A 13545-nucleotide genomic window follows, 5' to 3' on the forward strand; every position below is an offset into this window, starting at 1 on the left:
GCGGGGTTCTCCGGTTGGGTGCGCAGGCCCTGATGCCAGCGAACTTGATTTAAGCTGTTTGCTGGCAGCGAGACTTGCGCATAATCAAATCGGCTTGTATCCGCTTGTCCACCTCTTCGGCCAGTTGCCTGAGCGGCGGCGCCAGGGTCACGCAGTAAGGTGCTGTGGCCGGTGTCAATGCACGCAAATGGACAGGAAGTCTGGCCAATTCGGCGTAGGCGTGTTCGCGCACCGCATTGAGCACGGGCATGTTCGCCAACCGCCGTCCTTGCCGCATCACCGGCACCAGCAGCGGCTCGCCCGGCGCGACATCGTCAGTCGTGGTCAGCACGTCGCCCGTCATGAGGCCGTCAGCGCCGTAGCTGCGGTACACCTGCTTGCGCCCGGGCCAGGTGGCTTTACCTTCAGACTGTTTGCGCCGGGCCAGCCCGGCGTATTCCTGCAGCTTGTAGGCGCAGTCCAGATAAGGTTGGTCAGCCGAGGTGTTCATGCGGGTGCCCACGCCAAAGCCGTTGATCGGCGCGCCGGCCGCGACGAGTTCGGCCAGCCTGTATTCATCCAGGTTGCCGCTGGCAAAAATGCTGATGCCGGGCAGACCACCTTCATCCAGAATGCGCCGCACCTGGCGCGCATGCGCCGCCAGGTCACCACTGTCCAGCCGAACCGCTTGAATGGTGATGCCCTCACCCGCCAGCTTTTTGGCCAAAGGCACCAGGCGCCGTGCGGCCGCCTCGGTGTCAAAGGTGTTGATCAGCAGGGTGCACGCCTTTGGGTACGAGCGGGCGAAATGCTCGAACGCATCAACTTCCCCGTCATGGACCTGGATGAATGAGTGAGCCATGGTGCCGTAAAGGGGAATGCCCCAGTTCATGCCTGCCAGCACGGTGGATGTGCCGTCAAAGCCGGCCAGATAGCTGGCGCGGGCTGACAGCAAGCCCGCCTCGGCACCGTGCGCACGACGCAGGCCAAAGTCCACCAGCAATTTGTCCACTGCCCCCAAGCGCACACGCGCCGCCTTGGAGGCCACCATCGTCTGAAACTGCAGCAGGTTGATGATCCTGGTCTCAACCAATTGAGCCTGGGGCAGTGGTGCGACCACGCGCAGAATTGGCTCGTCAGCAAAGAAAACAGTGCCCTCCGGCATCGCCTGCACCTCGCCCGTGAAGCGCAGGTCGCGCAGCGAGTCGACGAAGCGGCGGTGGAAGCGCCCGCACCCTGCCAGCCAATCCAGCTCCGCGGGGGTGAAGTGCAGGTCCTCCAGAAAATCGAGTACCTGTTCCAGCCCCGCCGCCATCAGGAAGTTGCGCCCGGGCGGCAGCTTGCGCACGAAGAATTCGAACACTGCGGTGTCGGCCATGTTTTGGTCAAAGTAGGCCTGCAGCATCGTCAGCTGATAGAGATCGGTGAGCAGGAGACTGGTGCGCTCCGTCATGTTGATAGCACCCTGATTTGTTTCAAGGTCACGGCCATGGCGCCTTTTTCCAGCATTTGGCCCATAGCACGCGCGCCATCACCCGGATGAACATCCACCGCGCGGACCGCGTCTTGCAGCAACACCGTTTGATAGCCCAGTTTCAAGGCGTCACCCACCGTATTGAGCACGCAATAGTCAGTCGCCAGACCGCCAATGAAGAGACGCCTGACCCCGGCTTCGCGCAACAAACGGTCGAGTTCGGTGCCTTCGAATCCTGAATAGGCATCACGGTTCCGGTCGGTGGCCTTGGAGATCACGATGACATCAGCCGGCAGCTTGAGCCCTGGCGCAAGGCTGGCTCCCGCACTGCCTGCCACGCAATGCGGTGGCCAGGGCCCGCCTTGCGGCAGGAAGGAACAATGATCGCTCGGGTGCCAGTCGCGCGTGGCCAGCACCGGCAGTCCTGCCTGCTGGAATGCGGCCAGATAGCCATTGAGCACAGCGATCACCTCATCGCCCCGGGGCACCGCCAGACTGCCGCCGGCGAGGAAATCGGACTGAACGTCAACGATCAGCAGTGCATCACCGGTTTGCAGTGAAATGGGGTGCGTATGACTCGACATGATGCCCCCAATTCAAAGTAATACGATCCACTTTGTAGCGTCACCACTACCCTGCGAAAAGAATATTCGACGCACGGGAACGGTGTATTGAGAATTGTCAGCGTAGAGCACGGTCACTGGCCCACGCCGCGAGTCATGGTGGCAGCCAATAGGGAGCGCAACTGACCCAGCGTCCGGGTGTTGAGCACATCGCCGGTTTCCAGCCAGCCGCGCCTTGCCTGACTGACCCCGAAGCGCAGATTGTCAAATTGCAGATGACTGTGCGCATCCGAGTTGATGCTGACGAGCACGCCCTCACTCTTGGCCATCCGGCAGGCGGCATCGCTCAGGTCGAGCCGGGCCGGATGCGCATTGAGTTCCAGAAAGCAGCCGCGTTCGCGCGCCTTGCGGATCACGCGCGGCAGGTCGATGTCACAGGGTGGCCGTTCGTTAATCAGTCGCCCGCTCGGATGCGCCAGAATGCTGAAACAGCGGTGGTCCATGGCCCGCAGCAGCCGATCAGTCTGCTTCTCGCGCGTCAACCCGAAGCCACTGTGCACAGCGCCCACCACGAGGTCAAGGCGGCCCAGAATCGCATCAGGCAGGTCGAGCGTGCCATCTTCCAGGATGTCAACTTCCACGCCTTTGAGCAGGACGAAGTCACGCAGACCGGCATTGATCTCATCGATGCGGTCGATTTGCCGCGAGAGCCCGTCGGCGTCCAGGCCGTGCACCAAGGCCAGACGCTTCGAATGGTCCGTGATCGCCAGGTACTGCAGACGGTGCGCGCGGGCGGCCTCGGCCATGGCCTTTATAGGGTCGTGACCATCGCTGTCTTTGGTGTGGGCATGCAAGTCGCCACGCAGATCAGAGAGCTGCAGCAGCCGGGGCAGGGCGCCGTTGCGTGCCGCTTCTATCTCGCCACGGTCCTCGCGCAGTTCCGGTTCGATAAAAGGGAGGCCCAAGGCCTTGTACACCGCAGTTTCGGTGTCGCCTGCAATGCGCTGCTTGCCGCGATACAAGCCATATTCGTTGAGTTTGAGGTCTTTGTCCTGTGCCAGTTTGCGCAGCGCAATGTTGTGTGCCTTCGACCCCGTGAAGTAAAGCCACGCCGCACCGAAACTCGCCGGGGCCACGGCGCGCAGGTCCACCTGCACGCCGCTCTTGAGCACGACGCTGCTGCGCGTCACGCCTTGTTCCAACACGCGCTGTACATCTTCATGTGCTGTCAGCCGATCCATGACAGTGCCAGGGTTCTCGGCCGTCACGAGCAAATCGAGGTCGCCTACCGTGTCGCGCCCCCGGCGCAGGCTGCCGGCCGCAACCGCCTTGTGCACGCCTGGCGTGGCGTGCAGATCGGCCAGCAGCGCCTGCGCCACCGGCTCCATATCGGCCCACTTGTAGCGGCGCTCTTGCTGCAACAGGCGGCCGGTGGCCTCCAGAATTTGCCGCTCACTCTTCGCGCCAAAACCATGGACCAACTGGATGCGCCCTTGCTCGGCCGCCTGGCGTAACTGTGCCAGCGTCTCAACGCCAAGCTCCTGGTGCAGCGTGCGCACGCGCTTCGGGCCCAGCCCCGGAATTTTCAGCAACTCGGCAATCACCGGGGGCAGTTCCTTGCGCAGTCGCTCCAGCAGCGCGCAGCTACCGGTGGTGACAACCTCGACAATCTTGCCAGCAAGGTCAGGCCCAATGCCGGGCAGCGCGTCGAGTTCCGCGGGGCGGTCGACCATGGTTCTGACACTGCGGCCCAACTCGCCCAGCATGCGCGCGGCATTGCGGTAGGCGCGCACGCGAAATGGATTGGCGCCTTCGATTTCCAGCAGATCGGCGATCTCCGAGAAAACAGCAACCACGTCGGCATTGGTAATTGGCATGACGCTCACCGATCAAGGTTTTGAGCCGGTCGCAAGCGCACGCAATTTTTCATACAAGTCGCGCTCCGGGGTGCTCAGCTGCTGCGGCACTTGCACCTTGATGCGCAAGAACATGTTGCCACGCGGGCCCTCGCCGAAGGCGGGCAGGCCTTGTTGTTTCAGGCGCAACACCGCATCGGGCTGGGTGCCGGGCGGCACCACCACGCTGACAGAGCCCGTCAGCGTTGGCACCGTCAGGTTCGTACCCAGAACGGCGTCTGTCACGGAGATGGTTGTCTGGCGCAGCAGGTCGGTGCCCACGCGCTCGAAACGCGGATCGGGTTGAGTCCGCACGACCGCGAACAGATCACCGGCGACACCACCGGTATCGGGACTTGGCATGCCTTTGCCGGGAATGCGCAGGCCCAAGCCTTCCTCGGCACCGATGGGAATCTTCACCGTCAACGACTCTTCCTGCTCTACTTCGCCACGCCCGTCGCATTGGGGGCAGGGATGCACATGGGTGAAGCCCTGGCCCCCGCAGGCGGTGCAAGTCGTGATTTGCTGGATGAGAACTTGCTCCTTGTCGTCGCGCCGGCTATGGGTGATGCGCCCGCTGCCGTGGCAAGCCTCGCATTTGGGCGGCGCAGCTCCGCCTGCCTCACCCGTGCCATGGCAGGCCGGGCAAGTGACCGGGCGTTTGAGACGCACTTGCGCCTCGCCCCCGCTCACAATCCGCTCCAGCGGCACAGTGACTTCTACTTCGATGTCGGCACCGCGCGCCGGCCCGGAAGGGCGGCGACGAAAGAAGCTCTCAAACGGGCTGCCCCCGCCGAAACCAAAATTCAAGCCGCCAAAAATATCTTCAAAATCAATACCGCCAAACAAGTCCTCCCGGCTGAAGCCGGCCACGCCGGCAAAGCCGCGGGCATCGTAGTCGGCGCGCTTCTTTGGGTCCGACAAAATGGCATAGGCCTCGGCAATTTCCTTGAACCGTTCCTCGGCACCGGCTTCCTTGTTTCGGTCCGGATGGTATTTCAAGGCAAGGTCGCGAAAAGCATCCTTGATTGCCTTCGCGTCTGCGTCTCGGGCAACACCCAGCACCTCGTAATAGTCACGTTGCGCAGCCACGGCAGTTCAATGGTTCCGGTCCATTTTTTTCTCTTCCGACGGGTGGGCAAACGCTTTGCGCAGGGCGCTGAGTCCAGCCACCCGCGCCGCGACCCGGCGATTGATGCTCTCCATCGGGTATTGACCGTCTGCCCCCGCCTCTCCCGCCGGCACGCCGGTGAGAATCGTCATGGCCTGATCCACATGGTCAACGGCGTAGATGTGGAACTGCCCATTCTCTGCTGCCGCGACCACATCGCGGCGCAGCATCAAGTGCTTGACGTTGGCAGCGGGTATCAACACCCCTTGCTCACCGGTCAATCCGCGCGCCGCGCAAATGTCAAAAAAACCCTCGATTTTTTCGTTGACGGCCCCAATCGCCTGCACCTGGCCTAATTGATTGACCGAACCCGTCACCGCCAGCGACTGCAGCACCGCCGCATTGGCCAGGTTGGACAGCAGCACACACAGTTCGGCCAAGGATGCGCTGTCGCCCTCGACCTGGCCATAGGACTGCTCAAACACCAGGCTGGCAGTCAAAGACAGAGGCTGGTTGCGTGCGTAGCGGGCGGCCAGAAATGAGGAAAGAATCAGCACCCCCTTGGAGTGGATGGCGCCGGAGAGCTTGACTTCGCGCTCGATGTTGATCATTTCCCCCTGACCCAGGCGAGTGGTGGCGGTAATACGGGTCGGCTGGGCAAAGGCAAAGTCCCCCAGTTCGAGCACCGAGAGTCCGTTGATCTGGCTGACCACCGCGCCTTGCGTGTCGATCAACAAGGTGTCGCGCAGAATCGCGTCCTGCAACTGGGTGCGCAGCCGGTCCTGCCGACGAATTTGAGCGTCAATGGCTTGTTGAACGTTGTTTGCCGTTGTCACCGCCAGACCCGCCTCGCGCGCCCAGAAGTCGGCCTCCTGCAGCAAATCCGCAATGCTTCGCATATGGGTGGACAGGCGCTGCGCATCGCCGACCAGCCGCGCGCTGTGCTCAATCACCCGGGCGACGGCGTTGCAATCAAGCGGCAATAACTTTTCCTTGATGCAGAGCGTGGCGATCAAACGGGCATACAGCAGATGCGTCTCGGCATTGCGCTCAATGCGGTCCTCGAAGTCTGCCGCCACCTTGAACAGTTCAGAAAAATCGGGGTCGTACTGCTGCAGCAGGTAATAAAACAGGCGATCGCCAAACAGCACAATCTTGACGTCCAGCGGCATCGGCTCCGGCTCCAGCGACACGGTGCTCACCAGGCTGTACATCTGTCCCAGCGATTCGATGCGGATCTCGCGCGCCTGCAAGGCGCGCTTCAGGGCGTCCCAGGCAAACGGTTGCAGTAGTACTTTGCGCACGTCGAGCAACAAGTAGCCGCCATTGGCGCGGTGCAGCGCACCCGGTTTGATCAGGGTGAAGTCGGTCACCAGCGCGCCCAGTTGGGCAATGTGCTCGACCCGTCCGATCAGGTTGCTGTAGGTCGGGTTGTCCTCGCTCACGATCGGGGCGCCGGCCTGCTTGCCGTTACCGACCAGCACATTCACCTGGTAGCGATGAAAGCTCTTGCGGGTCACGATCGTCAAGCCGGAGAGATTGGCCGATTCCTCCTCATTGCGAAAGTCGTCGGCGTTCTCAATCATGTCTTGCTGCACCCGGTCGAGGTAGGTCCGGATCTCGGGCAGATCGGAGAATCGGGTGCGCAGCTCGTCCATCACATGCGTGACGACCGCGCGCGTGGTTTCGCGGTTGAGTTGCTTGACCTGTTCACCGCGTTCTTTCATCCACTGGGGAATGTGGCTGAGGATTTTCTCCAGTCTTTCCTGCAGTTCAGCAATGACGCGCCTTATTCTGTCTTTCTCCTCTTGGGGCAGCTTTTCGTATTCATCCGGCGCGATCACTTCCTGATTGCGGGTGGGTGCAAACGCAAACCCGCCCGGTGTGCGCAGCAGGACGATTTGCTGCGTGACAGCGTCGTCGCCCAGTTCCTTGAGTGCGCTCTCTTGCCGCTTGGTGAATTCATCCTGGATCGCCTCGGCCTTCGCCCGGTATTCCTCACTCTCAAATAATGCCGGAATGGCGGCGCGCAAATAGTCAACCAATTGCGCCATGTGGTGCTGCAGCTCCGCGCCCTTACCTGATGGCAAGCGGATGGCCTGGGGCTTATGGGGCTGCGAGAAGTTATTGATGTAGCACCAGTCGGACGACTTGGGCTCGGCCTCTGCCTTTTTAGCCAGAAACTGGCCCACCATGCTGCGTTTGCCCACGCCAGCGGGCCCCAAGACAAAGATGTTGTAGCCCTCATGCCGGATGCCCGCGCCAAAGCGCACAGCCTCTGTGGCTCGGGTCTGGCCAATCAACTCGTTTAAGGCCTCCAGTTCAGCCGTGGTCTGGAACCCAAATTGCGCCGGGTCACACGATTGATGCAACTGCCGGGATTCAAGCGCAAGTGGGGGCAAAAGTCCTGGGGGGTTTGTCATTTTTGTTTGTTTTCCCGGTACTCGGCATCCATGACCTTGCCCCGGGGCCCATCGCCGCTGGGGTTGGCCTGCGCGCCTGCGGCCCCGACATGGGGTTGTGGCGTGGGGCCTTGCCAGCGGGTCTCCGCATAAGGCCCCCCTTTTTCGGCCTGCCCCGATTGGGTGTAGAGCGTGGCGCCGGCTTCTTTCAGCACCTTTTTCAGGGCTTCGGCACGGTCCGTGGCCTGTGCAACATCCTTCTTGAGCAGCGCATCTTTGGTCTCTCGCAAGGAGGCTTCGAGCCGCTTCTTCAACTCGTCGGTGAGTTTGTCGGCGAAGTTGGCCAGCAGTTTCTCGGCTTCGTAGCAGGTGCCATCCGCGGCATTGAGCTTTTCCGCATCGTCGCGGCGTTTTTTGTCAGCGTCGGCATAACGTTCGGCATCTTCCACCATGCGCTTCTTCTCACTCTCCGGCAGGCGGGTGGAAGACGTGATGCTGATGGACTGGGACTTGCCGCTGGCCGTATCGCGCGCTGCAACGCTGAGGATGCCGTTGGAGTCGATGTCGAAGGTCACCTCGATCTTGGGCACGCCGCGCGGCGCGGGCGGCAATCCATCCAGTGTGAACTCACCCAGGCTGGTGTTGTCAGAAGCCATGGGCCGCTCGCCCTGGAAGACATGAACCGTCACGTTGGTCTGCATGTCGGCCGCCGTGGTGAACAGCTCGGTGCGCTTGACCGGGATGGGCGTGTTGCGCGCAATCAGCGAGGTGGCTATGCCGCCCAGTGTTTCCACGCCCAGCGTCAGCGGCGTCACGTCCACCAGCACAATGCCGCCGACCTCTCCGGCCAGCACGCCGGCCTGAATGGCGGCACCTGCGGCCACGCATTCCATCGGGTCAACGCCCATCTCGGCCTTGTGGCCAAACATCTCCTCGAAAAAAGTGCGTACCGCGGGCATCCGGGTGGGGCCGCCGACAAACACCACGCGGTCCACCTGCTTGGGGGTAATGCCCGCGTCATGCAGGGCCTGCTCCACCGGGGCGCGGCAGCGATCAATGACCGGACGCACCAGGCGTTCAAGTTCGGTGCGGTTGAGATCGAGCTCCAGGTGACGCGGCTCACCCTGCACCGCGGCCAGATAGGGCAGGCTGACATGGGTGCTGACGCTGGCGGTCAGGTCGATTTTTGCCGCTTCGGCTGCCTCCATCAGGCGCGCGGCGGCCTTGGGGTCAGTGCGCACGTCCACACCGGTTGCCATCTGGAAGCGCTCGGCCAGATGCTCGTAAATGCACTGATTCATGTCGGTGCCGCCGAGCTGGGTGTCACCGCTGGTCGCCTTGACCTCGAACACCCCTTTGCCAAACTCCATGATGGTGACATCGAGCGTGCCGCCACCAAGGTCAATCACCGCAATGCGCAACTCTTCGCTCAGGCGGTCCAGGCCATAGGCCAGTGATGCCGCCGTGGGTTCGTTCACCAGACGAATCACTTCCAGGCCGGCAATGCGGCAGGCGTCCTTAGTGGCTGAACGCTGGTTGTCATCAAAGTAGGCGGGCACGGTGACCACGGCTTTCTGAACTGGCTCGCCCAGAAAGGCCTCGGCATCACGCTTGATTTTCTGCAGCAAGAAGGCGGAGAGCTGTTCGGGGGAGTAGTCGCGCCCCCGCAGCACAATGGTTTCGCGCCTGCCCATCTTGCGCTTGAAGGCCGTGACTGTGCCTTCCGGATTGGCCGTCGCCTGGCGACGGGCCGGCTCGCCGACCAACATCTGGCCATCCGCCGTCAGGGCCACATAGCTGGGAAACGCCTTGCCGCCGATGCTCATGCCCTCGGCGCTGGGGATGATGACCGGTCGACCGCCGCGCAGCACGGCAGCGGCCGAATTGGAAGTCCCGAGGTCAATACCAATGATTGTCATGCCTGCTCCTTGCCCATCTATCTCAACTCATCACGCTGGGTATACCGCGCTAAAGACTTGTGCCAACGCCATAAAGCCGCAGGCCTCACGACACCGACAGTGACCTGGCCTGGTCTTTGCCTTCCTTGGGCAAGCGAACCGTCAACACGCCATTCTTGAAGCTGGCCTGGGCCTTGTCGATGTTCACGTTGCGCGGTAGAGGTATGGCGCGCTGGAATGAACCGTAGGCGCGCTCCATGACGTGGTAAGTGCTGTCACTGGTTTCGCGTTCAAAGCGTTTCTCGCCGCTCAGATAAAGCGTGTTGCCGTCAATGGTGATCTGACAATCGTCCTTGTCCATGCCGGGCAACTCGATCCGCACCAACACATCCTTCGCCGTTTCTTCCAGTTCACCGGCCAGCAGACTCCAGCTTGGAAACACCGCAAGCGCGCTGCCCTGAGTTGGAGCCTCTTCTTTGTGGCGGGTGAATTTGGTGAGAGAGTCGCTGCTGCGGCTGAGCAATTCGCGCCAGCCGTCGGACAGGCTATCCCAAGCGTGACTGATCTCGTGCCCAATTTTTTCACCGGTCTTTTTGAGGGAGTTCAGCATGGTCATCGTTTCAATAGGTTGGATTGAACCAGTCCGCTACCGCGATGGGCCGACGCAATCGAGCGTGATTGATCCAAAAAAAGATCGCTGAAACGGAACGGCTTGACTCTATGACGCTGCGTCACGGGCGGCTTGATATTTCACAACGACGGGGGTCATCCTGAGACCATTCAGCGCCGCGTCCGGCCGCAATCAACCGATCCGCGCAGAGGTCGCCAAGGACTGCAGAACCGCCATGCCTGGTCAAGACTTAGTGCCTGGGACCAATTCCCTGCAAAAAATGATTGTTTGTGTCGGGTTCTTTTACAGTTCAAATATCCGCAACAGCTGTTTTTATCTAACTCGTTGATTTGTAAGCATTTGTTTTATCGGTATGTTTTTTGCTTATGTTCTCTGCAGAGATTTTTCCAAGCGATCGGGGAATCTCGCAACACAATTCAACGTGGAGAATTTAAATGAAAAATAAGTGGATCAGCAAGGTCTTGTCACCGGTCGTCGGGGCCGCTCTCTTGATTGCAAGTGCCGGTGCTGGCGCTGCGCAGATCTACTGGACCGATTGGACCGGTCAGAACACTGTGGCGCAGGGCTTCCAAGGTGTTGGAACGATCACAACAGGCACATCGACGATTCAGGTGACGTACACGAATACGAACGGGATCGGTTTTTTTAACACGGGCGGTGGCACCGATTATTGGACCGGCGGGTCTGGCGCAACCTCGCCCTATACAAGCACGGCCGTGGACAACCGCCCCACCGGATCAGACATCATCGCGCTGAGCAAGGCCGGGACTCAAACCCTGCAGTTCTCACAAACGGTGGCCAATCCTGTCTTTGCGTTTGTCAGTCTCAACGGCAACGGTTATGCCTTCAATCAGGATTTCCAGCTTCTCAGCCTGGGTGGCGTTGATGGCAACGCCTGCGGCTACTGGGGTTGCGGCGGTGCAAGCAAGGTGGTCGTCGATCTTGGCGGTGGAAATTTCGAGTACCAATTGAACAGCAATGGCGTCGGCGGGTCGGAGCCGCATGGCGCACTTCAGTTCACCGGCGCATTCGACACCGTCACCTGGAGAAGCGCCACTAACGAATTCTGGAACGGTTTCACCGTGGGCGTGCAAGGGACGGCCGCGGAGGTTTTCCCCGGGACGAGCGTTCCAGAGCCAGGTTCACTTGCGCTTCTGGGGCTGGGTCTGTTGGGTCTGGCCGCAACACGCAAACGCAGGCAAAGGTAGCTTGCGAGCCAACACGCATGACACATGACCTCGCTTCGGCGAGGTTTTTTATTTCTGCGGCATCCGTGACCGCCCGCTCATGGTCGGCGCCGCTTTGGCGTCAACGCAATTGCCTGGCATCTTCGATCGCTACTGCCGCTGCACCGCGTCAATGCCAAGCACGCAACAGTCGTCAGCGCCGTGTCCGGCCGCAATCAGCTGATCCATACGGGTCGCCACCGACGGCAGCACCGCCATGGGTCGATCACCCGCAGTCTCCAACATGAGCCTCACATCTTTGCGCGCCATCGTCAGCTCAAAACTCGGGCTGTAGTTTCCTTTTGCCATGTTCACGCCACGCCCGGCCACGATGGCATTCAAATCGATAAAACCCAACAGCTTGATGGCGTCTTCGGCGCTGACATCGCTCGCCTGTGCCATCGTCAGTACGTCCGCCATCACCGCCGTCACGCCGATGATCATGGCATTGCCGAACAGTTTGTTCACGGCGGCCACATCCGTGCGCTCACCCATGTACGCCAGCCGACCCGTCATTGTGGCCAGATCAGCTTTGACGCTTTCGAACAGCGCCCTGGGCCCGGCGACCATCATCGTGCCCTGCGCATTGCGCGCCGCGGGCGGGCCCATGAAGACGGGGCAGTGCAGGTACTTCACTCCTTCGGCATGGAGCCGTTCGGCACGCGCCGCAGTGAGTGTCGGTAATGTGGTGGTGTGGTCAATGATGATCGCATCGGGTGAAAGCCCGGCGCGCGCGGCCGCCAGCACCTCTTCAACCACGGCGTCATCCTTGAGCACGATGTGGACGCGCGCCGCATTGCGCACCGCCTCGGCCGGGCTCGCTGCGCCCATCACGCCAAACTGCGCCAGCGCATGAACTTTGTCGGGTGAACGGTTCCACGCGGTGACCGTGTCGCCGCGCTTGGCGGCAGCTTCGGCGAAGGCGCCGCCGAGCAGGCCGGTGCCGAGAAAAGCGATGGTTGACATAGGTGTGATCCTCGAAAAAATGTTTGGAATGTCATCGGGTGCTGACTCAGCCAAACTCAGAGTCGGCGCCACCAGTTGGTTTCAAATAAAGTCCTTGGCCAGTTGCTGCACGTCGACCCGTGCTTTGAGCCGGGCTGCCAGCAAATACATGCCACCGAGCTTGCGATGCAAAAACAAAGTGTCCACCGGTGGTATGTGCCAAAAATCCCGGCCCAACGCCAAGTCCATGCCGGCAGCATGCAGGCGCTGCGCTATATCGGAGCGCCCAAAATCATAAACTCCCGCGAGACGAAACGGCTCCAGCGCGGTGTCAACCATGCCGAGCACCGCCAACTGATGCTTTTCCTGTGTGCCGGCATCAAAGTAGCCCAGTGACAGAGCGGCTTTTTGCATGGCCTGCTGATCGCCCGCCGCAACGGCCATCAGCAGTCGACGGTAGGCCCTGGCCATGGTGTCCTTGTAGGGCCGGGTGGCGCCAAAATCAAGCAAAATCAAGCGCTTGGACTTGGTGTCATAGCGGTAATTGGCAAAATTGGGGTCGGTCTGAACCAGCCGAAACTCAAAAATCTCGCGAAACAAAAGACGAACCAACAGCGCGACGATTCTGTCGCGTTCTTCCTGGGGCGCATCGACCATCGATTCAACGGGAACACCGCCAACGAAGGACATGGCTAAAACACTTGGGGTCGTCAATTCGGAACACAGTTCGGGCACCAGAAACTCTGGCGCATCAGCCAGCAAACTGGCGTAACGCTGCAAATAGCCACCCTCGCGCAGGTAATCGGCTTCCTCGCGCAGTTGGCGCTTCGCCTGGGTGAGCAGCGGTTTGATGTTCAGCGTTTTAGGCAGCAAACCTGACATGCGCAGCAAAGAGGCCACATTGTTCACGTCGCTGTCGATACTCTCCCTGACCCCCGGGTATTGGATTTTGATGGCCAAGTCCTGACCGTTTTTGGTCTTGGCCCGGTGGACCTGGCCGATGGATGCCGCGGCGATGGGGGTGAAGGAGAATTGGTCAAATTGCCGCTGCCAGTGCACGCCCCAGTTGGCATCCAGCACGCCCTGCACCTGCTTTTTGGGCATGGCCTGCGCGTCCGAGCGCAAGCGCGCCAGAATGGCGGCCAACTCCGGTGGCAACATGTCACCGGCGTCCATGGAGATCATTTGCCCCACCTTCATGGCGGCACCCCGCAGCTGGGCAAGTTGCTGTGTCACCCGGCGGGCATTGGCGGGCGTGAGCAGCAGGTCGCTGATGCGCGGACGTTTGCCCTGAGCCAACTGGCGCGCGCCCTCCATCAACATGCCGCCTGCGACCCCTGTGGCCATGCTCCCCAGACGTGCCAGCCGGGACAAGCGTCCACGGGGGACCGGTGCGCTCAACGATTTATTTGAATTGGGCA

Annotated in this window: 10 protein-coding genes; 1 reads left to right on the forward strand and 9 read right to left on the reverse strand. The window is 61.0% G+C overall.

Annotation, left to right across the window (positions count from 1 at the left end):
- Positions 1–49: 49 nt before the first annotated feature.
- From WA157_RS04545 to WA157_RS04575, 7 genes are all read right to left on the reverse strand, one after another.
- A complete protein-coding gene (locus tag WA157_RS04545; protein WP_422619833.1) occupies positions 50–1432 on the reverse strand; it encodes a nicotinate phosphoribosyltransferase in 1383 nt (460 codons plus the stop codon).
- Positions 1429–2037, reverse strand: a complete 609-nt coding sequence (locus WA157_RS04550) for a nicotinamidase (protein ID WP_422619834.1) — start codon at positions 2035–2037, stop codon at positions 1429–1431. The genes WA157_RS04545 and WA157_RS04550 overlap by 4 nt, the downstream gene beginning before the upstream one ends.
- A 113-nt stretch (positions 2038–2150) precedes the next feature.
- The gene (gene polX / locus WA157_RS04555; protein ID WP_422619835.1) at positions 2151–3893 is read right to left on the reverse strand and encodes a DNA polymerase/3'-5' exonuclease PolX; all 1743 of its coding nucleotides are present in this window, start codon (positions 3891–3893) and stop codon (positions 2151–2153) included.
- Positions 3894–3905: 12 nt separating this feature from the next.
- Positions 3906–5003: a DnaJ C-terminal domain-containing protein gene (locus WA157_RS04560; RefSeq protein ID WP_422619836.1), complete on the reverse strand. Its 1098-nt coding sequence runs from the start codon at positions 5001–5003 to the stop codon at positions 3906–3908.
- 6 nt (positions 5004–5009) lie between these two features.
- Positions 5010–7445 (reverse strand): Lon protease family protein, encoded by a 2436-nt coding sequence (locus tag WA157_RS04565; RefSeq protein ID WP_422619837.1) that lies wholly within the window; start codon positions 7443–7445, stop codon positions 5010–5012.
- Positions 7442–9343, reverse strand: a complete 1902-nt coding sequence (dnaK, locus tag WA157_RS04570; protein WP_422619838.1) for a molecular chaperone DnaK — start codon at positions 9341–9343, stop codon at positions 7442–7444. Before dnaK ends, WA157_RS04565 begins: the two co-directional genes overlap by 4 nt.
- Before the next feature lie 85 nt (positions 9344–9428).
- The gene (locus WA157_RS04575; protein ID WP_422619839.1) at positions 9429–9932 is read right to left on the reverse strand and encodes an Hsp20/alpha crystallin family protein; all 504 of its coding nucleotides are present in this window, start codon (positions 9930–9932) and stop codon (positions 9429–9431) included.
- A gap of 455 nt (positions 9933–10387) precedes the next feature.
- On the opposite strand from WA157_RS04575, the gene WA157_RS04580 reads away from it, so the two are divergent.
- The gene (locus tag WA157_RS04580) at positions 10388–11161 is read left to right on the forward strand and encodes a PEP-CTERM sorting domain-containing protein (protein WP_422619840.1); all 774 of its coding nucleotides are present in this window, start codon (positions 10388–10390) and stop codon (positions 11159–11161) included.
- A 129-nt stretch (positions 11162–11290) separates the two neighbouring features.
- Here WA157_RS04580 and WA157_RS04585 read toward each other — a convergent pair whose 3' ends face one another.
- Positions 11291–12145 carry an NAD(P)-dependent oxidoreductase gene (locus tag WA157_RS04585; protein ID WP_422619841.1) on the reverse strand — a complete coding sequence of 285 codons (855 nt, stop codon included), beginning with the start codon at positions 12143–12145 and terminating at the stop codon, positions 11291–11293.
- A gap of 81 nt (positions 12146–12226) precedes the next feature.
- Positions 12227–13525 carry an ABC1 kinase family protein gene (locus WA157_RS04590; protein ID WP_422619842.1) on the reverse strand — a complete coding sequence of 433 codons (1299 nt, stop codon included), beginning with the start codon at positions 13523–13525 and terminating at the stop codon, positions 12227–12229.
- Positions 13526–13545: the final 20 nt, after the last annotated feature.

It is taken from the genome of Rhodoferax ferrireducens (assembly GCF_049302455.1).
Taxonomy (GTDB): Bacteria; Pseudomonadota; Gammaproteobacteria; order Burkholderiales; family Burkholderiaceae_C; genus Rhodoferax; species Rhodoferax ferrireducens_B.